Genomic DNA, 19,332 nt, shown 5'->3' with positions numbered 1-19,332 from the left:
ATGCGAGAAACCGTCATCGTCGGGGCCGTGCGCACCCCGGTCGGCAAGCGCAACGGCGGCCTGTCCGACCAGCACGCCGCTGATCTGTCCGCGGTGGTGCTCAAAGAACTCGTCGAACGCACCGGGGTGGAGCCCGCCCTCATCGACGATGTGGTGTGGGGCTGCGTGTCGCAGGTGGGCGACCAATCCAGCAATATCGGCCGGTACGCGGTGCTCGCCGCCGGCTGGCCCGAGCACATCCCCGGCACGACGGTCAACCGCGCCTGCGGATCCAGCCAACAGGCCTTGGATTTCGCGGTGCAGGCGGTGATGTCCGGTCAGCAGGACATCGTGGTCGCCGGTGGTGTCGAGGTGATGAGCCGGGTGCCGCTGGGCGCGGCCCGCCAGACCGGCCAGCCCTACGGCCCGAAAGCGCTTGCCCGCTATGACGGTTTCTCGTTCAACCAGGGCATCTCGGCGGAACTGATCTGCCAGAAATGGGACCTGTCGCGCACCCGCTGCGATGAGTATTCGGCGCAGTCCCACGAGCGGGCCGCCGCCGCGCAGGACGCCCGGGCTTTCCTCGATCAGATCGTGCCTGTCTTCGTCGACGGTGGCGTGATCACCGATGACGAAGGCATCCGTCGCGGCACGACGGTCGAGAAGCTCGCCGGACTCAAGCCCGCGTTTACCGAAGACGGCGTCATCCACGCCGGCAACTCGTCTCAGATCTCCGACGGTGCTGCCGCGCTGCTGGTGATGACCGCCGACCAGGCGCTGCAGCTGGGACTCACCCCGTTGGTGTACTACCGTGCCGGCGCGGTGATCGGTGCCGACCCGGTGCTGATGCTGACCGGGCCCATCCCGGCCACCGAGAAGGTGTTGCACAAGGCCGGCGTCGGGATCGACGAGGTCGGGGTGTTCGAAGTGAACGAGGCGTTCGCGCCGGTGCCGCTGGCCTGGCTGGCCGAGACCGGCGTGGACGAGGCCAAGCTGAACCCGCTGGGCGGGGCGATCGCCCTGGGACATCCGCTCGGCGCCTCCGGCGCGGTGCTGATGACCCGGATGATCCATCACATGCGCGACAACGGAATTCGCTACGGGCTGCAGACCATGTGCGAAGGCGGCGGCACCGCCAACGCCACGCTGGTCGAGTACGTCTTCTAGTCGAAAGGGCAACACGTGCAACGCAATCTGTTCACCGAGGACCACGAGGCGTTCCGCGAGCTGGCCCGCGACTTCGTCGAAAAGGAAGTCGTCCCGGCCTATCCCGAGTGGGAGAAGGGCGGCCGGATGCCCCGCGAGGTGTTCGAGAAGATGGGTGCCCTGGGCATGCTGGGCATGGCCATCGACGAAGAGTACGGCGGCGGTGGGGTGCCCGACTACCGCTACAACGTGGTGCTGCAGGAAGAGGCGGCCCGCGCGCTGGTCACCCTGTCCACGGTACGCACCCAGCTCGAGGTGATCCTGCCGTACTTCCTGCACTACGCCAACGGGGAACAGCGCAAGCGCTGGTTCCCCGGGCTGGCCGACGGCACCCTGCTCACCGCGGTCGCCATGACCGAGCCCGGCACCGGGTCCGATCTGGCGGGCATGCGCTCGACCGCCGTGCGTGACGGTGACGACTGGATACTCAACGGCGCCAAGACATTCATCACCGGCGGTATGCAGGCGGACCTGGTCATCGTGGTGGCCCGCACCTCCACCGATCCGGACAACCGGCGCCGGGGGCTCACGCTGTTCGTGGTGGAGGACGGGATGCCCGGTTTCACCCGCGGCCGGGAACTGGAGAAGATGGGCTGCAAGGTGCAGGACACCGCCGAGTTGTCCTTCGTCGATGTGCGGGTGCCCGCGGCCAATGTGCTCGGCGAAGTGGACGAGGCGTTCGGCTACCTGGGCCACAATCTGCCCCAGGAGCGGCTGACGGTGGCGGTCGGTTCGGTGGCCCAGGCCCGGTCGGCGATTGCGGCGGCCATCGACTACACCAAGGACCGCAAGGCATTCGGCACGCCCGTGGCCTCTTTTCAGAACACCAAGTTCGAACTTGCCGCCTGCTCGACGGAGGTCGAGGCCGCGCAGGCGATGCTGGACCATGCCGTCGCGTTGCATGTGGACGGGGCGCTGTCGGCGCCGGATGCGGCGCGGGTGAAGTTGTTCTGCACCGAGATGCAGGCCCGGGTGATCGACCGGTGCCTGCAGTTGTTCGGGGGATACGGCTACATGATGGAGTATCCGATCGCGCGGCTGTACACCGATGCCCGGGTGGCCCGGATCTACGCGGGGACCAGCGAGGTGATGAAGGTGATCATCGCCAAGGACCTGGGCCTGTAGGTCACCGGGCGGAGGGCGGCCGGGCGTCCACGCCGTAGCGCTGGGTCGCGGAACCCGGCATGACACCTGTCGAGAAATTTGTAACCTAAGACCCTTGTCACAGCCCCTCAACCAACCTACTGTGTGTTCAGTTGGTTGGTTTGCGAGTGCGAGGGAGAGCGGTGACAGCGACGTCCGCGGCAGCGGGGCCGGCCCAGAGATCGCGGCCCTATGAGTCGCTGCTGGCCAAAGGTGAGGACCGCAAGCAGCGCATTCTCGGTGCCGCGGAGACCCTGCTGGCGCGCAACGGCTGGCGCAACACGTCGCTGGCGCAGATCGCGCGGGAGGCCGGTGTCAGCGCGGCCGGACTGTTGCACCACTTCGCGTCCAAGGAAGCGCTGCTGCACGCCGTGCTCGACGCCCGTGACTTCGACGATGACACCCACGCCGACCGCACCGGGGATCTGCTTGCGCAGATCACCCGCGTCGCAGAGCGCTTCGACCGGGCTCCCGCGCTGGTGGGAACCTTCACCGTGCTGCTGGTGGAGAACATTCAGCCCGACGCTCCGCTGCACGACCGCCTGGTGGCGCGTCAGCAGGCCGCGGTCAATATCGTCGCCGACGGTATCCGCCGTGGTCAGCGCGAAGGCCGCTACCGCTCAGACCTCGACGCGGCCATCAAGGCCGTGGAGATTCTCGCCTTCGTCAACGGAATGGAGACCGCATGGCTACTCGATCCTTCAATTCCCCTAGCCGAGGTGTTCAAGGGATACGCCGAAGCGCTGGCCCGCGACTTCGGGGTTCGGGAACCGAGCAGGAGTTCACTATGAGGTACCGACTCGATGTGGTGGCGCCCAGTGTGGCCGACGTCGTCCGTTCCGCCGGTGGCTGGCTGGTCGACCGGGTGATGGCCGGCTGGGATGTGACCGTGCTGATCTCCGGTGATGACGACCTGCGGCCGCTACGCATCCTCGGGGTCGAGACGGGCGATCTGGATACCGCCATGCGGGAATGGGAAGAGCGCCCGCACCCACAGACGGTGGCGGTGGCCGCCGATCTGTTCGTGACGGATGCGCGCGTGCGTGAAGGTGTGCTGGGTGCCCTCGAACAGGGCCTCACCGAGGTGACCCTGTGGGGCCAGCGCTGGCCGCGGGAGCTGGACAGCACCGTCGACTCGATGCTGCATGAGCTCAGCGCCGCCGCCCGCGCGTTCAAGGCGCAGGCGCTGGCCGCCCTCGGTGAGACCGCGCCGGTCGAGCGGGTCGAGGTCTTCCGCTGCGGGGTGATGTCCTGTCCTGCCGTGGCCGCCGATCTGGTTCCCGCCAGCTGACCGCCCTCAGCCACGTACCGACACGGTCACCGGTCCGCCCCGCGGGTCGGCGCCGTCGAGCACATCGGACGGCACCCGGAACACCCGGCCCGGCGACGCGGGCCACGGCAGTGTCTTGCGGGCGATCACTCGGCCGTCCTGTCTGACCGTCACTCTGGGGATGCGGATCAGTTCGTCGGTCCACAACAACAGCCTTCGCCGTGCCGGCGCGGTATCGCCGGCGCGCACGATGCCCGGCGTGATCCACCGCAGCGGCGCTTCGGCCCGCAGCCGCAGCCCGTCCTCGGCCGCGGTGGCGCCCCGAAGGAAGGCCCGCACCGGTTCGCCGACATGCCTGCCGTCGAGCGCGGCGATATCGGCGGTATCCACCGGGTGCAGCAGGTTGCCGATGGCGAAGACGCCCGGACGGCTGGTACGTAACGCGGTATCCGTCAGCGGCCCAAGGGTGTTCGGGTCCATGTCCAGTCCCGCGGCGCGGGCCAGTTCGTGGTCGGGAATCCAGTCCCCGGTGAGCACCAAGGTGTCGCACTCGATGATCTGACGGTGGCCGGTGTCGAGGTTCTCGACCTCGACCGCTTCCAATGCGGGCTTGCCGATGATCCGTGACACCCTGGTGCGCGTCGCGATGTCCAGCCCCAGGAACGGCGACCGGCCGGCGATGTTGAACACCGCGTAGGACTCCGGGGACGGGTGGGTGGTGGTCATCAGCGCGGTGTCGCAGCCGGCGTGTTTGAGTGTGAGGACCGCCGAGTAGCTGACCAGTTCGGCGCCGACCACGACGGCGCGCCGGCCGACGCCGCGGTGTTTGAGATGCACGACGTTCTGCAGCAGCCCGGTGGTGTAGATGCCGGACGGGCGGTCGCCGGGGATCATCCGGGCCGGCCTCGGGCGTTCCCTGGCGCCGGTGGCGAGGATGACGGCGCGGGCGTCGAGGCGGTAGCGGCCCTGCGGTGACGTCACGTCCAGGGAGCGTTCGCCCGCCCATCCGGTCACCGTGGTATCGGTGCGGATGACGGCACCGGCGCCGGTCGCCCGCCGGACCAGCCGGCGGGCGTACTCCGGTCCGCCGAGGAAGCGTTTGAGGTCGCGGACCCCGTAGCCCGGGTGGTCACTGTGCCGGGGGATACCACCGGCAGCCGATTCCCGTTCGAGCACAACGACATCGAGACCGGGGGCGAGTTCGGCGGCCGCGGTCAGGCCGGCCGGTCCGGCGCCGACGATGACGATGTCGGCGGTCTGGTGGCTGGTCACTGGCGGATCCTCTCGGGCTGGACGGTGACGCGCACCGGGGGCAAGGTGTCGACCACGGCCTGCACCTCGGCTCCGCAGAAGAAGCCCTGGCAGCGTCCGTTCATGACGCGGGTGCGCCGACGCAACCCGTCGAGATCGGCCGGGGGGATGGTGGATCGGCACGCATCGCGCAGTTCGCCCGCGGTGACCCGTTCGCAGAAGCAGACGATCTTGCCGTACGCGGGATCGGCGGCGATCCGCTCGGCATCCTGATAGGGACGGGTGAACGCCTCACCCAGGTTCGGCATCCGCGGTGGATCGGGCAGCTCGCCGTCGGGGATGAGTTCGAGCCCCGCCGAACGCAACTCGCCGAGGGTGTACTCGGCGATCGCCATACCCGCGGTCAGGCCCGTCGATCTGATACCGCCCAGCAGCAGGTAGCGTTTGGTGGCGTCGGCGGCGATCAGGTAGTCACCGTGGTCGATGGCGGCGCGCAGGCCCGAGTACGTGGCGGTGACCTCTTCATCGAGCAGTTCCGGCATGAGCCTGCGGCCCTTGTCGAGCAGGAACTCGAAGCCGGCCTCCGAGGTCGCGGTGGCGGTGCGGTCCTGCAGATCCTCCGAGGTCGGTCCGAGCATGACGTTGCCGTAGATGGTCGGGCTGACCAGCACACCCTTACCGCGCGCGGTGGGGACGGGCAGCACGATCTTGTCCACCAGGGCGCGGGCCAGTTTGTCGTACACGATCAGTTCACCGCGCCGCGGTGTCACGGTGAACCGGTCGAAGCCGAACCGGGCGTCGATCACGTCCGCACCGAGTCCCGCGGCGTTGACCACCCAGCGGGTCGTGACCGGGCCCGCGCTGGTGTGCAGTGTGGTGAATTCGGTTCCGATGTCCACGGTTTCGACCCGATACCCGCGCAGCAGGGTGGTACCCCTGTTGACCGAGTCGGTCGCCAGGGCGAGGTTGACGGTCCACGTGCAGATGATGGACTCGTCGGGCACCGTCAGGCCGCCCAGCGCGCCGTCGCCGAGGTGCGGGATCTGCTGGTAGACCTCGGCTGCGCCGATGATCTCGCAATGGCGGTACCCGTTGGCCTCGGCCTTGTCGCGCAGGCCGGGTAGCGCGTCGAGCTGTTCGTCGTCCCAGGCCACCAGGATCGCGCCGGTGTGCTCGACGGGTATGCCCGTGTGGCGGGCGTATTCGGACAGCAGGGTGTAGCCGCGGCTGACCATCGCCGATTCGAGCGTGCCGGGCTTGGCGTCGAAACCGGTGTGCAGGATGGCGGTGTTGGCCTTGCTGGTGCCGTCGCCGACGTCATCGCGGGCGTCGAGCAGCGCCACCGAGAGCTGGTGTCCGGACAACTCCCGGGCGATCGCGGCGCCGACGATACCGGCGCCGATGACGACGATGTCATAGGTGGTGTTCACTCAGGGTTCCTCATGATGCGAATAGGTGGTGGCGGCCAGTGCCCGCCACCTCGAACGGAATTCGGTGGCACGGTCGGGGCCCCAGGCCGGCTCGAAGGTCGCCGACGCCGACCACCGGGGAATGACGCCGCGCACACCGCGGTCGGGGTGCAGGCTCAGTTCGGCCAGTGCAGCGGCGCCCAGCGCGGTGGCGTGCGGGGACGGGTAGACGTCGACGGGTACCTGCAGGATGTCGGCGCATGCCTGCATGAGCACCTTCGATTGGGTCAGCCCGCCGTCGGCGCGCAGCCGGGTCAGCGTGGTCTGCGGTCCGATGGCCGACACCAGCTCCCCGATCTGCGCGGCGATGCCCTGGAGCAACGCCAGCACCAGATGGCCACGTTCGGCGGCCAGCGTCATCCCGGAAAACGTTGCGGTGGCGCTCGATTGCCACCACGGTGCGGCCAGCCCCGCCAGCGCGGGCACACACAGCACACCGCCGTTGTCGGCGGCGGCCACCGGATCCAGATCGGCAGCACCGGAGATGATCCCCAGCGAGGCCAGCCACCGCACCGCGGACGCGGCCGTGTAGACCTGCCCGTCCACGCAGAAGGTGTCCTGTCCGGCCACCCGCCAGGCCACCGAGGATGTCAGGCCGGTGCTGGAGAACACCGGGACGGTTCCGGTGTTGGCGAGCAGGAACGCACCGGTGCCGAACGTGCACTTGGCGGTGCCGGCCTCCAGGCACTCTTCGGCCAGCAGGGCCGCCTGCTGGTCGACGACGATACCGCCGACCGGTGTCTCGGCCCCGAAAGTCGAAGTCATACCGATGATCTCGTCGTTGCCGGCGATCCGTGGCATCGCCTCGCCGGAGAGTCCGAAGATCTCCATGAGGTCGGGGCTCCAGCCGTCGCCACCCAGGTCGGTGAGCAGGGACCGGCTGGCGGTGGTGGCGTCGGTGACGAACTCGCCGGTCAGCTGGTGCAGCAGCCAGGTGTCCGAGGTCGTCACCACCCCGGCGGTCTCCATATTGCGGCGCAGCCACGCCATCTTGGGCGCGGAGAAGTACGGGTCGAGGACCAAACCCGTACGCGCGGCCAGTGTTTCGCGGTGTTCGGACAGGCCGGCGCACAGTGCCTCGGCGCGCCGGTCCTGCCACACGATCGCCGGGGTCAGCGGGCGCCCGGTGCCGGGATCCCAGGCCAGTACGGTCTCGCCCTGATTGGCCAGGGACACCGCGTCGATCGGCCGGCCGGCGTCGGCGACGGCCGCCCGGCCGGCGGTCAGCACCGACGCCAGGAGCTCGGCCGGATCCTGTTCCACCCCGCCGCCGTCGAGATACCGCGGATGCACCGGGATTTCCGCGACCCCGCACACCCCGTCGGTGGGGTCCACCACGATGGCCTTGGTTCCCGAGGTGCCCTGATCGATGGCGAGCACCGTCACGGCGTGGCCACCCCGTCGAGTTCTGCGTCGATGGACCTCATTTCGGGCATGCGCAACCCGCGCGTGCCGCGGGTGATCAGCAGGAACGCCAGGTAGACGGCGCCGAGTGCGACCATCACCAGGACATAGAGCCAGGGATCGCGGAAGGAGGCGTCCCGGAACAGCGAGAGCTCGAACAGCAGCCACACCACCGCGACGATGATGATCGGCAGCTCGAAGCGGCCCAGGCTGAACCCGGCACTGGTGGGTAACTCTCGGCGTTTGGCGATGTACAGCGCCACCGTGATCGTGTAGATGATCGCCGGCAGCAGCGTGGCGGCAGAGAAGAGTTTGAACAGGGCATCGGTACTGGTCGAGAACAGGCCGAGGATCGCGGCCGCGACGACGGTCATGAACACCGTGGCGTTCAGCGGTGTCTTGAACCGGGGTGACACCGTGCCCAGCAGCTGCCAGCCGGGGAACCGCTCGTCCCGCGACATGGCCCAGACCAGCCGAACGCCGGTCATCAGGATCACCAGACCGCAGGCGAAGATCGCGATGGCCACCAGCACCAGCAGGGCGGTGCCCACGAAGGACCCGAGGATGTCCTGGATGACGTCGGCGATCGGTGTCCCGGATTGGGCGAGTTCGCCCGGGTTGCCGACCGCGGCGGTCACCACGAGCAGGAACAGGAAACCGAGCACGCCCGACGCCAGCACGGCCTGCCACATGGCGCGGGGGACCACCACCTCCGGCCGCTTCGTCTCTTCGGCAAGGTTCGCGGCGGATTCGAAGCCGACGATGGTGAAGGCGCCCAACAGGAACCCGAGCATCCACGGGCCGGCCGAGGTGGCGGTGCCGAAACTCCAGTACTGCTCGGGGGACACCTCGCCGGTGGAGAACAGGTTGCCGACGTCGAGCTTGTGCGCGATGACGCCGACGATGAGCAGCAGGGCGACCAGCGCGACCATTCCGATGAGTTCGGCGGTCACCGCGAAGTTGTTGACCCGTTCGGTCCATGTCGTCGACAGACCCACCAGCACAGCCTGCAGCACCAGCACGGTCGCCGTGATGAGAAATGCGGTCGCGGGTGTGCCCTGGAACCCGAACAGGGCCGGCAGCACGGTGGCGGCCACGGTGTAGTCGACGGCGATGACGACGATGGCCAGGAAGGTGAATGAGATCCAGCCGGTGATCCAACCGAGCACGGGATTGGCCAGCCGGGACACCCATTGGTAGGCGTATCCGGTGACCGGGATGCGGGCGGCCAGTGCACCGATGAGCAGCGCGACGGCGAGCTGTCCGACGACCACGATGGGCCAGGTCCAGATACCAAGCGGCCCTGAGGAATTCAGGACACTGCCGTATGTGGTGAAGATGCCGGTGGCGATGGAGACGAAGGCGAAGGCCACCGCGAAGGAGGCGAACCGGCCGGTGGTGCGCTCGAAGGACTCGCGGTAGCCGAAGCGGGCGACGCCGGACGGCTCTTGGTCGCCCGACGATGTGGAATCATGTGTCATGGATCGTGCTTTCTGACTGGTTTTGAATGTTCGGTCCCGCGGGCGGCGCTGCAACGCCGCCCGCACCCATTTCCGGAGGCTGTCACGCTGACAGCACGGCACCTCCCGCTTCGTGGATGGCTTCGGTGAGAGCCGGGTTGTGCTGATCGGTGATCAGCCCGCTGACCGCATCCAGCCCGCAGACGCGATGCGGTGCGATCTGGCCGAGCTTCGACGAGTCGGCCAGGATGAACGAGCGGGCGCTGTTGGCGATGATGGTGCGCCGAACGTCGACCTCGTCGAGGTGATAGTCGGTCAGACCCGCGGCCGCGTCGACCCCGCCGGAACCGATGAAGGCGATATCGGCGTACAACTCGGCGAACATCGCCTTGGCGTGTGCATTCGAGCACGCCAGATCGCCGCCGCGGACGCGGCCGCCACAGACCAGGACGGTGATCCCGGGGCGCCCCGCCAGTTCGACGGCCACCAGCAGGGACGGGGTGGCCACCGTGCCGCGCCAGCCGTGCGGGATCGCGCGGGCGACTTCGACGGCGGTGGTGCCGAGGTCGATGACGATGGTCTGCCCGGACTCCAGCAGTCCGGCCGCGACCCGGGCCATCTCGGCCTTGGCCCGGTGGTGGATGCCGGCGCGTTCGGTGAACGACGGTTCCTCGCCACGGGCTACGGTGGCGGCCCCGCCGTGCACCCGCCGCAGCGCCCCGCGTTCCTCGAGCAGGGCCAGGTCGCGGCGCACGGTCTCGGCGGAGACGCCGAGCAGGCGGACGAGCTCGTCGGTACTGATCGTCGAGGCGGTGTTGACCGCATCGACGATGGCGTCGTGCCGTACTACCGGAAGCATGCGCGCCCACCTCGTGTGGATTTATGACTGCGGATGCCTGTAAGTGTGGGTTACTGACCGTGGGTCGTCAAGCGGAGCTGGGGGCTCAATACCGGCGCGTGATGAGGCGGTGGCCGGCCGCGGATTCGTCTCTCGCTGCCGCTCGTGTATCACCGTCGTCGCCTACCATGAGGGTCGGCAGCAGTGCGGCGCCAAGGACGTATACGGCGTCCGTGTGTTGGTTCCCAACTTTGATGGCCACAACGATGTGACGATCGATCTCAAGTCGATGGCTCAACCGCGCCGCACGCGTAGCGAAAGGCCGCAGGCCATGGCTGAATCGATGAGACCGCACTTCGAAGACGTCCAGGCGCACTATGACCTGTCCGACGATTTCTTCCGCCTTTTCCTGGATCCTTCGCAGATCTACAGCTGCGCCTACTTCGAGCGCGACGATATGACGCTCGCCGAGGCTCAGCTGGCAAAGGTCGACCTGTCGCTGGGCAAGCTCGGACTGCAACCGGGTATGACGCTGCTCGATGTGGGGTGCGGCTGGGGCGCGGTGCTGCGCCGTGCGCTCCAGAAGTACGACGTCAACGTCGTCGGGCTGACGCTGTCCAAGAACCAGGCCGCCCACGTCCAGGCCGGCTTCGACGAACTCGACACGCCCCGCAGCCGGCGGGTGCTGCTGCAGGGGTGGGAGCAGTTCGACGAGCCGGTGGACCGGATCGTGTCCATCGGGGCTTTCGAGCACTTCGGCTTCGACCGGTACACCGACTTCTTTGCGAAGGCCTACCACCTCCTGCCCTCCGACGGCGTGATGATGCTGCACACCATCACCGCGCTCCATCCCGACCGCGCGAAGGAGCTGGGCATTCCGTTGACCTGGGCGATGGCCCGCTTCGCCAAGTTCATCCTCACCGAGATCTTCCCGGGCGGGCGGCTGCCGTCGATCGAGAAGGTCGAGCAGCATGCCGATGCCGCCGGCTTTCTGGTCACCCGAGAGCAGTCGCTGCAACCGCATTACGCCAAGACCCTCGACATCTGGGCGCAGAACCTGCAGGCGCATCGAGACGAGGCGATCGCCATCCAGTCCGTGGAGGTCTACGACCGTTACATGAAGTACCTGACGGGATGCGCCGATCTGTTCCGCAATCGCCAGATGGACGTCGTCCAGTTCACCATGGAGAAGTAGGGGCCCCGGCGACCTGCACGATCACCTTCCCGACCGCCCGCCCGTCGGCGACATGCCGCAGCGCCGCGGCGGCCTGTTCGAGCGGATAGACCGCACCGACATGGGGAACGACGGTGCCGGTGGCCAACAGGGCGGCCAGTTCCGCCTCGTTGCGGGCGAACTCGTCGGGTGTTACGTCCTGGAACTGGAACCCCAGCAGCACAACACCTTTCACCAGCACCAGGTTCAGCGGAATGCGCGGGATGGTGCCGGATGCGTAGCCGACGGTGACGAACCGGCCGCCGCGGCGCAGCGCGCGCAGCGCGGGCTCGGACAGGTGGCCACCCACCGGGTCCAGAACGGCGTGGGCGCCATCGGGCACCGCGTCCCGCAGTGCGGCTCGCAGGTCGACGGCACGGTGGTTGACCACCGTGTGCGCACCGTATTGCCTTGCGGTGGAGAGCTTCTCCGGCGAGGACGCCACCGCGGTGACCCGGGCGCCCAGCGTCGTGGCCAACTGCACGGCCGCCAGCCCGACGCCACCGCCGGCGCCCAGCACGATCACCTCGTCGCCGGCCTGTATGCGTGCCGTCGAGCGCAACGCGTGATGGGCGGTGCGATAGGCGACCCCGGATGCGGCCGCCGTGTGATCATCGATCGCGTCGGGGATGCGCGCGAGCGCGGCGCTCGACAGGCACACCTGCTCGGCGAACGTGCCGTACATGCCGGTGGCCGTCACCCGGTCGCCGACCGCGAAACCCGTTACCTGCGACGATACTTCGGTGACGACGCCGACGCACTCGCTGCCGGGGACGAACGGGGGCGGGACCTTGATCTGGTATTCGCCGGCGACCAGCAGCACGTCGGGGAAGTTCACCGCCGACGCCCGGATATCGACGCGCACCTGGCCGGTGGCCAGGACGGGGACCGGGACGGCACAGACCTGCACCACCTCGGGTGGTCCGTAGAACGGGCAGACCGCCGCTCTCACCGGTAGTCGCTGGCCTCGGCGAGTTCGGCCGCCGAGCGCATCAGATCGGCGACCACCGGCCCGAACGCCAGCAGCTTCTCGTCATCGCCGGCGCGTTGAAATCCCTGCTCCAGCACGATCGCCAGCTTCCACTTCGCCAGCACCAGGTAGTAGTCCACATCGTCGACCTGGCGTCCGGACACCTCGGCGTAGTGCGCGACCACCTGATCCTGTGAGGGCATGCCCTGCATGTCGACATACCCCGACTGGGCGGCCTCGGGCGCGCCGGTGTCTTCCGGCCAGCCCTGCACCATCCAGGCCAGATCGAGTTTCGGATCGCCGACTGTGCCCATCTCCCAGTCCACGATCGCGGCGAGCGTGGCGGGCGCGCCATGCTGGTACATCACGTTGGCGAACTGGTAGTCGCCATGCATCAGGCCGGGGATGAAATCCAGTGGGCGATGCGTGCGCAACCACTCCGTCGCGACCGCAAGGCCTTCCAGCTCACGGGCTTTGATCCGTTCATAGAAGCCGGTCCAGCGCGCGACCTGACGGTCGTGATAGCCGTCGGGGCGGCCCAGATCGCTCAATCCCCGGGCCTGCCAGTCCACCTGGGACAACAGCGCGATTCCCTCGGCCAGTTGGTAGGCCAGCGCCGGCCGTAGCGAGTGATCGGAGTTGAACGGCTCAGGCCAGTGCCGCGAGTCCATCGGCGACCACCCGTCGACGAACCCCATGAGGTAGAACGGCCGGCCCAGAACACTCGGGTCCGAACAGACCCCGACCGCTCTGGTATGCGGGACGTCGGTGCCGTCGAGCGCCTCGATGATGCGCCACTCCCGGAGAATGCCATTGTCGCGGTCGGCCGGTGCGCCCGGCGGAGGCATCCGCAGGACGCATTCGTGCTCTCCTCGGGTGATGCGGTAGATGACGTTCTGCGTACCGCCGGAAAGGAACTGGATATCAGTCGGTTCGCCCTTGCCGGGGATGTCGGCCTCATCCAGCCAAGCCGACAGCCGGGCGATGTCCAGAGTCACAGGTTGCCGACCTCCAGTTCCAGGAACTGCGCGTACTTGGCCTGCGCGGCTTCGCGTCTGCGCGGAATCCAGTCGGTGGGCCACAGATCGTCGCTCGCCGAATAGCCCCGTAGCACCTGCTTGGCCACCGTGGTCTTGTGCACCTCGGTGGGTCCGTCGGCCAGCCCCATCACCGCGGCCCCGGTGACCATGCCGAGGAACGGCATCTCGTTGGTGACCCCTAGCGCGCCGTGCACCTGCATGGCCCGCCAGGCGATGTCGTGCAGCACCGTCGGCATCACCACCTTGACCGCGGCGATGTCCTTGCGCACCTTCTTGTAGTCGTTGTACTTGTCGATCTCCCACGCGGTGTAGAGCACCAGGAGCCGGAACTGGGTGAGCTGGGCGTAGGAATCGGCGATATAGGCCTGGATGGCCTGCTTGTCGGCCAGCAGGCTGCCCGCGGTCTGGCGGCTGCGCGCCCGCTCGCACATCATGTCGAGTGCCTTCTGCGCGAGGCCGATGGTGCGCATGGCGTGGTGGATCCGCCCGCCGCCCAGTCGCGTCTGGGCGATGACGAAGGCCTGGCCCTCACCACCGAGCAGCGCCGAATCCGGAACCCGCACATTGTCGTAGTGGATGAGTGCGTGGGAGCCCTGACCGTCGGACTCGCCGTAGAGCCCACAGTTGCGCTCGATGGTCACCCCGGGGGTGTCGGTGGGCACCAGGAACATCGACATGCCCTGGTATGGACTGACATCCGGGTTGGTCACCACCATGACGATGAGGAAGGACGAGGTGGAGGCGTTCGAGGAGAAGAACTTGTATCCATTGATGATCCAGCTCACCCCATCCCCATCCCCATCACGCACCGCGGCGGTCTTGAACTGGGTGGGGTCGGCCCCGCCCTGGGGCTCGGTCATCGAGTAACAGGAGAAGACCTCCCCGTCGAGCAGCGGACGCAGATAGCGTTCCTTCTGTTCGGGGGTGCCGTAGTGCGCGATGATCTCGGCGTTGCCCGTATCGGGTGCCTGGCAGCCGAAGATGACCGGCGCCCATTGCGAGCGGCCCAGGATCTCGTTGAGCAGAGCGAGTTTCAGCTGTCCGTATCCCTGTCCACCCAACTCCGGTCCGAGATGGGTGGCCCACAACCCCTTCTGGCGTACCCGTTCCTTGAGGGGATCCACCACGGCGCGGCGGGTGTCGTCGAGCGGGGTGAACTGCAGATGCGGCCAGATCAGATCAAGCGGCTCGACCTCGTCCCGCACGAAGTCATCGGCCCAGTCCAGCAGTTCCTGGAACTGCGGATCGGTGTCGAAATCCCATGCCATGGCTAGCTCCTTTGATATCCGGCGATGAGGGTGACGATGTCTGCGCCGACCACGTCGGCGAACGAACGGTTTCCAAACGCGCCGGCGGCCCAATGTCGGGCGCCCTCGCTGACCAGCGTCATGGCCAGATAGGCCAGGTGGGTGACATCGGTGTGGGCGGGCAGCTTTCCGTCGGCGACGGCACGGTCGAACAGCGCGGTGAACATCCCGCTGTCGAGGTCGGGGGTGTCGTTGCCGAGTCCGCCGGCGGTATCCGCCATGATCCGGTGTTCGTGGCGGTAGCCCTCGAGGATCGTCTCGATGATCAACTCGCGTGGATTGCGGGCCATGGACCGCTCCAGATCCGACAGCGCCGCGGCGATGACCGCGGGCATGTCGTAGTCACCGACGAGCATGTCGGCGACGACGCGCCGAGCCGACCGGGTGGACATCACGCCCACCTCGAACAGCACGTCCTCCTTGCGCGGGAAATAGAAGTAGAACAGCGCCTTGGAGACGCCGGCGGCCCTGCAGATATCGGCCACGGTGGTGGTCGCGTACCCGCCGGTGCGCCACAGGGCCATCGCCGCCTGCACCAGCGCACGTTTGGTCTCCTTGGACCTGGCTTGCGCCAGGGAGGCACGACGCTGACCACGGTCAGGCGCGGACACCGCGCGGGAACCCGGCATATCAGCACGATAACCCCGGCGGCCATATTTGACCAGGGTCAACTTTTGGCGTCGGTCCGACGAAAACGGCACGCGCCCGTTGACGGAGTTCGGCCACTGTGGAAACCTGATACGCAAAGATGAGAATTACATTCTCGTCGAGTGAGATTGCCGAAACGGAGCACAGATGGCGGACGGCCTGACCGACTTGGATTTCTTCCGGGACCCGCAGCTGGTCGAGGATCCCTACCCGTATTTCGCGGCTCTGCGCAGTGGCTGCCCGGTTCATCGGAACGGCCCGCACGGCGTGACCATGGTGACCGGCTGGGACGAGGCCGTGCAGGTCTACAACGACGCCGACACATTCTCCTCGGTCACGTCGGTCACCGGTCCGTTCCCGGGGTTTCCGGTGTCGTTGGAAGGCCTGACGAAGGATGAGGTCACCGCCCTCATCGAGAAGCATCGCAACGAGCTTCCGTTCAGCGATCAGCTGCCGACGCTCGACCCACCCACCCACACCGATCACCGTGCGCTGCTGATGCGCTTGATCACCCCCAAGCGCCTCAAGGAGAACGAGGACGCAATGTGGAAGCTCGCCGACGAGGTGCTCGACACCTTCCTCGATGGTGGCCGGGGCGAGTTCATCAAGGGCTTCGCGAGCCCGTTCACCTTGCTGGTGATCGCCGATCTGCTGGGTATCCCGGAAGAAGACCGCGACAGCTTCATCGACGGCATCAGCCACAACGCGGGCGGCGGGGTCGGGGGTACCGGCGAGGAAGCCCTGGCGCACAGCCCGCTGGAATTCCTCTATGACCTGTTCGCGTCCTACGTCTCGGAACGGCGCGAGAACCCACGTGACGATGTGATGACCGGGATGGCGACCGCGACCTTCCCAGACGGCTCCATCCCCGACGTCGGCGATGTCGCCCGGGTGGCGACGAATGTCTTCTCCGCCGGCCAGGAAACGACCGTTCGGCTGCTGGGCACGGCCCTGAAGGTCATCGCCGAGCAGCCCGCGGTCCAGGCCGCGTTGCGCGAAGATCGAAGCCTCATACCGAATTTCATCGAGGAGGCATTGCGGATCGAGAGCCCGGTCAAGGGCGACTTCCGGTTGTCGCGCTGCCCCGTGACTGTCGGCGAGACCGAGCTCGGTTCGGGTACCACCGTCATGGTGCTCAACGGCGCCGCCAACCGCGACCCACGCCGGTTCTCCGATCCCGACACCTTCGACCCGGCCCGCAAGAACGCTCGCCAGCACCTGGCATTCGGGCGAGGCATCCACAGCTGCCCGGGGGCACCGCTGGCCCGCGCGGAAACCAAAGTGGCCCTGGAGCGCCTGCTGGACCGCACCACCGATATCCGGATCGCCGAGGACAAGCACGGTTCTGCCGACAGTCGCCGGTACAAGTACATCCCGACGTTCATCCTGCGCGGGCTGGTCGATCTGCACCTGGAGTTCGACACGTGAGAGTCTCGGTCGACGAGGACCGGTGCCGCGGTCACGGGATGTGCCTGACGGCGTGCCCTGAGGTGTTCACCCTGGCCGACGGTGGCTACGCCGAGGTGCTTCTCGATGAGGTGCCCGACGACTATGTCTCCGGTGTCCGGGATGCCGTCGAATGGTGTCCCGAACAAGCAATCAGCATCACAGAAGGAGACTAGAAGCGTGGCAAAAGGTTACGTCCTGCTGACCGAGACGATCACCGACCCGGCGGGCATGGGAGAGTACGCGAAGGCCGCCGGTCCGGCGATGGCCGGTGCCACCATTCTGGCCGTCGACCGGAAGCCGACCGTCATCGAGGGCACCTGGGAAACCACGCAGACGGTGTTGCTGGAATTCGAATCCGTGCAGGCGGCCAACGATTGGTACTACTCGGACGCTTACCAGGCCGCCGTCACATTGCGGCAGGCCGCCGCGACGTGTAACGGCGTGATCCTCAACGGATTCGGCGCCTAGGGGCCGATTTCGCCGGACGGTGGTGGTGGTTCGAAGGGTTGGTACCACCACCATTGGGCGCGTTCCCCGGTCGGGTCGGGGCACGGCGTGACCGCGGGTGGTGCGGATGGTCGCCGAGATCAGGTCTGGTCGGGGGCTGCACCGACCAAACGTCGGTTCATCGGTGGATCAAGGGTTTCGGCATTGAGATGACTTGTGTGCGTTCGTCGCGGATAGCGTTCTCGCCTCATAGGGGAGCGGGGTGGCTCCGTGGTGCGGGCAGATCAAGGGCGATGTCGACGAGCATGTCCTCTTGGCCGCCTACCATGCCGCGGCGGCCGGCCTCCTCGATGAGGGTACGAGCGTCGAGACCGTAGCGAGCTGCGGCGGCCTCGGCATGGCGAAGGAAGCTGGAGTACACGCCGGCATAGCCCAGACTCAGAGTTTCGCGGTCTACCCGCACCGGCCGGTCTTGCAGCGGACGGACGAGGTCGTCGGCGGCGTCCTGCATCGCGTGCAGGTCACAACCATGTTGCCAGCCCATCCGGTTCGCGGTGGCGACGAAGGCTTCCAGCGGTGCGTTGCCGGCTCCGGCGCCCATGCCGGTCAGCGAGGCGTCGACGCGGCGCGCGCCGTGCTCGACTGCGACGACGGAGTTCGCGACGCCCAGCGAGAGGTTGTGATGGGCGTGGATTCCGATTGTGGTGGTGGGCTGCAGGGTCTGGGCCAGTGCATCGACACGTTCGGCGATGTCACGCATAGTCATGGCGCCACCTGAGTCCACGATGTAGACGCAAGTCGCGCCATAGCTCTCCATGAGCTTGGCTTGCTCGGCGAGTGCATGCGGTGTGGTCATATGGCTCATCATCAGAAAGCCGACCGTGTCCATATCCAAATCACGTGCTGCGGCGATGTGTTGGGCGGCGATGTCGGCTTCTGTGCAGTGTGTGGCGACGCGGACGACGCTTGCGCCGGCGCGGTGGGCATCCTTCAATCTCCGCACGCTCCCGATACCGGGAAGTAGCAGTGTGGCGACCTTGGCGCGGTGCACGGCAGAGGCCACTGCCTCAATCCACTCAATATCGGTGTGGGCGCCGAATCCGTAGATGCAACTCGATCCGCCCAACCCGTCACCGTGGGCGACTTCGATGGAGTCCACGCCGGCGGCGTCGAGTGCTGTCGCGATGGTGACCGCCTGGCTGATGCTGTACTGGTGCCGGATGGCGTGCATCCCGTCGCGTAGCGTGACGTCACTGATGTAGAGGTCATGAATCATGCGGCGTCTCCTGCGATCTCGTCGTCTATGGCGGCGATCCGTTCGGCGGTGGACTTGGCTGCTGACGTCATGATGTCGAGGTTGCCCGCGTAGGCGGGCAGGTAGTGTGCTGCACCCGCGACTTCCAGCATCACCGTTACCCGCGTACCTGTGAAACTGCCGGTTTCTGGTATGTAGAGCGCGTTGTGCCTGCCGAACGTCTCGAACTGCACCCGCTGTTTGAGTCGATACCCGGGCACATAGGTGCCGACCTTGGCGATCATGTCCTCTACCGCCTCCTCGATGGCGGCGTGGTCTGCGTCGCCATCGACAAGGCAGTAGACGGTGTTACGCATCAAGATCGGCGGATCGGCCGGGTTGACCACCATCACGGCTTTGCCCCGCCGGGCGCCGCCCACCACTTCCAGTGCCGCAGAGGTTGTTTCGGTGAACTCATCGATGTTCGCCCGGGTTCCGGGGCCCGCTGATCTCGCCGAGATCGCGGATACGATCTCGGCGTAGGAGACGGTTCCGGCCTGACCCACGGCGGAGACGATGGGCACGGTGGCCTGCCCGCCGCAGGTGACCATGTTCAAGTTGTGCTCGTCGACATGCTCGTCAAGGTTGACCGCCGGCACACAGTAGGGACCCAGCGCTGCCGGGGTGAGGTCGAGCACCCGTACTCCGGTGTTCTGCAGCATGTTCCAGTTGACGCGGTGAGCGTTCGCCGATGTCGCGTCGAATACAATTCGAACTCCGTCGAACTCAGGCATCGTGAGAAGGCCGTCGATCCCATCGGATGAGGTGGCTATGCCGAGGCGTCGTGCTCGGGCCAATCCGTCTGATTCCGGGTCGATGCCGACCATCGCAGCCATGGTCAACGGCCCGTCACTGCGCAGGATCTTGATCATGAGATCGGTGCCGATGTTGCCCGAGCCGATGACGGCAACCGGCCACTGATGTTGTGTTGTCATGTCAATCCT

General features: G+C 67.1%; 19 protein-coding genes and 1 pseudogene. 8 read left to right on the top strand and 12 right to left on the bottom strand.

Annotation, left to right across the window (positions count from 1 at the left end):
- The 4 genes from H7J86_RS23485 to H7J86_RS23470 all read left to right on the top strand — a co-directional run bounded on the left by H7J86_RS23485 (position 1) and on the right by H7J86_RS23470 (position 3,619).
- Positions 1-1,146 carry a thiolase family protein gene (locus tag H7J86_RS23485; protein WP_090353028.1) on the top strand — a complete coding sequence of 382 codons (1,146 nt, stop codon included), beginning with the start codon at positions 1-3 and terminating at the stop codon, positions 1,144-1,146.
- 15 nt (positions 1,147-1,161) lie between these two features.
- Positions 1,162-2,310 carry an acyl-CoA dehydrogenase family protein gene (locus H7J86_RS23480; protein WP_267293750.1) on the top strand — a complete coding sequence of 383 codons (1,149 nt, stop codon included), beginning with the start codon at positions 1,162-1,164 and terminating at the stop codon, positions 2,308-2,310.
- Between the two features lie 161 nt (positions 2,311-2,471).
- Positions 2,472-3,119 (top strand): TetR/AcrR family transcriptional regulator, encoded by a 648-nt coding sequence (locus H7J86_RS23475; protein WP_090353031.1) that lies wholly within the window; start codon positions 2,472-2,474, stop codon positions 3,117-3,119.
- On the top strand, positions 3,116-3,619 hold the full coding sequence (locus H7J86_RS23470) for a hypothetical protein (RefSeq protein ID WP_090353032.1): 504 nt from the start codon (positions 3,116-3,118) through the stop codon (positions 3,617-3,619). The genes H7J86_RS23475 and H7J86_RS23470 overlap by 4 nt, the downstream gene beginning before the upstream one ends.
- A gap of 6 nt (positions 3,620-3,625) precedes the next feature.
- Here the strand turns inward: H7J86_RS23470 and H7J86_RS23465 are convergent, their stop codons facing one another.
- From H7J86_RS23465 to H7J86_RS23445, 5 genes are all read right to left on the bottom strand, one after another.
- A complete protein-coding gene (locus H7J86_RS23465; protein ID WP_267293747.1) occupies positions 3,626-4,870 on the bottom strand; it encodes an NAD(P)/FAD-dependent oxidoreductase in 1,245 nt (414 codons plus the stop codon).
- A complete protein-coding gene (locus tag H7J86_RS23460) occupies positions 4,867-6,279 on the bottom strand; it encodes an NAD(P)/FAD-dependent oxidoreductase (protein ID WP_267293745.1) in 1,413 nt (470 codons plus the stop codon). Before H7J86_RS23460 ends, H7J86_RS23465 begins: the two co-directional genes overlap by 4 nt.
- On the bottom strand, positions 6,280-7,704 hold the full coding sequence (locus H7J86_RS23455; RefSeq protein WP_267293743.1) for an FGGY family carbohydrate kinase: 1,425 nt from the start codon (positions 7,702-7,704) through the stop codon (positions 6,280-6,282).
- The gene (locus H7J86_RS23450; RefSeq protein ID WP_267293742.1) at positions 7,701-9,203 is read right to left on the bottom strand and encodes an amino acid permease; all 1,503 of its coding nucleotides are present in this window, start codon (positions 9,201-9,203) and stop codon (positions 7,701-7,703) included. Before H7J86_RS23450 ends, H7J86_RS23455 begins: the two co-directional genes overlap by 4 nt.
- A gap of 82 nt (positions 9,204-9,285) precedes the next feature.
- Complete coding sequence (locus H7J86_RS23445) at positions 9,286-10,041, bottom strand: DeoR/GlpR family DNA-binding transcription regulator (RefSeq protein WP_267293740.1); 756 nt, start codon at positions 10,039-10,041, stop codon at positions 9,286-9,288.
- A 310-nt stretch (positions 10,042-10,351) separates the two neighbouring features.
- Here H7J86_RS23445 and H7J86_RS23440 point away from each other — a divergent pair, with 310 nt between their 5' ends.
- Entirely contained in the window at positions 10,352-11,215 is an 864-nt protein-coding gene (locus H7J86_RS23440) for a cyclopropane mycolic acid synthase family methyltransferase (RefSeq protein ID WP_187096417.1), read from the top strand.
- On the opposite strand, the gene H7J86_RS23435 is transcribed toward H7J86_RS23440, so the two are convergent.
- From H7J86_RS23435 to H7J86_RS23420, 4 genes are read right to left on the bottom strand one after another with little or no spacing between them, the layout of a single operon-like run.
- Positions 11,199-12,185: an NADPH:quinone oxidoreductase family protein gene (locus H7J86_RS23435; RefSeq protein ID WP_267293738.1), complete on the bottom strand. Its 987-nt coding sequence runs from the start codon at positions 12,183-12,185 to the stop codon at positions 11,199-11,201. The two genes, H7J86_RS23440 and H7J86_RS23435, sit on opposite strands and share 17 nt — an antisense overlap.
- Positions 12,182-13,201, bottom strand: coding sequence for a phosphotransferase family protein (locus H7J86_RS23430; RefSeq protein WP_267293736.1), 1,020 nt, complete (start codon positions 13,199-13,201; stop codon positions 12,182-12,184). Before H7J86_RS23430 ends, H7J86_RS23435 begins: the two co-directional genes overlap by 4 nt.
- Positions 13,198-14,511, bottom strand: coding sequence for an acyl-CoA dehydrogenase family protein (locus H7J86_RS23425; RefSeq protein ID WP_267293734.1), 1,314 nt, complete (start codon positions 14,509-14,511; stop codon positions 13,198-13,200). Before H7J86_RS23425 ends, H7J86_RS23430 begins: the two co-directional genes overlap by 4 nt.
- Positions 14,512-14,513: 2 nt before the next feature.
- A complete protein-coding gene (locus H7J86_RS23420) occupies positions 14,514-15,179 on the bottom strand; it encodes a TetR/AcrR family transcriptional regulator (RefSeq protein ID WP_090353045.1) in 666 nt (221 codons plus the stop codon).
- Positions 15,180-15,345: 166 nt separating this feature from the next.
- Here H7J86_RS23420 and H7J86_RS23415 point away from each other — a divergent pair, with 166 nt between their 5' ends.
- Genes H7J86_RS23415 through H7J86_RS23405 form a run of 3 tightly spaced genes read left to right on the top strand, consistent with a single transcriptional unit; the run spans position 15,346 to position 17,115 of the window.
- Positions 15,346-16,626, top strand: coding sequence for a cytochrome P450 (locus H7J86_RS23415; RefSeq protein ID WP_090353047.1), 1,281 nt, complete (start codon positions 15,346-15,348; stop codon positions 16,624-16,626).
- Entirely contained in the window at positions 16,623-16,820 is a 198-nt protein-coding gene (locus H7J86_RS23410) for a ferredoxin (protein ID WP_090353048.1), read from the top strand. The genes H7J86_RS23415 and H7J86_RS23410 overlap by 4 nt, the downstream gene beginning before the upstream one ends.
- Positions 16,821-16,824: 4 nt before the next feature.
- A complete protein-coding gene (locus H7J86_RS23405; protein ID WP_090353050.1) occupies positions 16,825-17,115 on the top strand; it encodes a DUF1330 domain-containing protein in 291 nt (96 codons plus the stop codon).
- On the opposite strand, the pseudogene H7J86_RS23400 reads toward H7J86_RS23405, so the two are convergent.
- The 3 genes and pseudogenes from H7J86_RS23400 to H7J86_RS23390 all read right to left on the bottom strand — a co-directional run.
- Positions 17,112-17,216: pseudogene (locus H7J86_RS23400) on the bottom strand (hypothetical protein); the annotation flags it as partial. The gene H7J86_RS23405 and the pseudogene H7J86_RS23400 sit on opposite strands and share 4 nt — an antisense overlap.
- Before the next feature lie 125 nt (positions 17,217-17,341).
- On the bottom strand, positions 17,342-18,370 hold the full coding sequence (dmpG, locus tag H7J86_RS23395) for a 4-hydroxy-2-oxovalerate aldolase (RefSeq protein WP_267293732.1): 1,029 nt from the start codon (positions 18,368-18,370) through the stop codon (positions 17,342-17,344).
- On the bottom strand, positions 18,367-19,323 hold the full coding sequence (locus tag H7J86_RS23390) for an acetaldehyde dehydrogenase (acetylating) (protein WP_267293730.1): 957 nt from the start codon (positions 19,321-19,323) through the stop codon (positions 18,367-18,369). The genes dmpG and H7J86_RS23390 overlap by 4 nt, the downstream gene beginning before the upstream one ends.
- Positions 19,324-19,332: the final 9 nt, after the last annotated feature.

This window comes from Mycobacterium hackensackense (assembly GCF_025822555.1).
GTDB lineage: Bacteria > Actinomycetota > Actinomycetes > Mycobacteriales > Mycobacteriaceae > Mycobacterium > Mycobacterium fluoranthenivorans.
This window is presented reverse-complemented; position numbering and strand designations above follow the sequence as displayed.

Excerpts from the sequence above, each read along its gene's own strand:
- dmpG (WP_267293732.1), bottom strand. The coding sequence starts at position 18,370 with ATGATTCATGACCTCTACATCAGTGACGTCACGCTACGCGACGGGATG.
- H7J86_RS23450 (WP_267293742.1), bottom strand. The coding sequence starts at position 9,203 with ATGACACATGATTCCACATCGTCGGGCGACCAAGAGCCGTCCGGCGTC.
- H7J86_RS23425 (WP_267293734.1), bottom strand. The coding sequence starts at position 14,511 with ATGGCATGGGATTTCGACACCGATCCGCAGTTCCAGGAACTGCTGGAC.
- H7J86_RS23445 (WP_267293740.1), bottom strand. The coding sequence starts at position 10,041 with ATGCTTCCGGTAGTACGGCACGACGCCATCGTCGATGCGGTCAACACC.
- H7J86_RS23485 (WP_090353028.1), top strand. The coding sequence starts at position 1 with ATGCGAGAAACCGTCATCGTCGGGGCCGTGCGCACCCCGGTCGGCAAG.
- H7J86_RS23420 (WP_090353045.1), bottom strand. The coding sequence starts at position 15,179 with ATGCCGGGTTCCCGCGCGGTGTCCGCGCCTGACCGTGGTCAGCGTCGT.
- H7J86_RS23415 (WP_090353047.1), top strand. The coding sequence starts at position 15,346 with ATGGCGGACGGCCTGACCGACTTGGATTTCTTCCGGGACCCGCAGCTG.
- H7J86_RS23470 (WP_090353032.1), top strand. The coding sequence starts at position 3,116 with ATGAGGTACCGACTCGATGTGGTGGCGCCCAGTGTGGCCGACGTCGTC.
- H7J86_RS23390 (WP_267293730.1), bottom strand. The coding sequence starts at position 19,323 with ATGACAACACAACATCAGTGGCCGGTTGCCGTCATCGGCTCGGGCAAC.
- H7J86_RS23440 (WP_187096417.1), top strand. The coding sequence starts at position 10,352 with ATGGCTGAATCGATGAGACCGCACTTCGAAGACGTCCAGGCGCACTAT.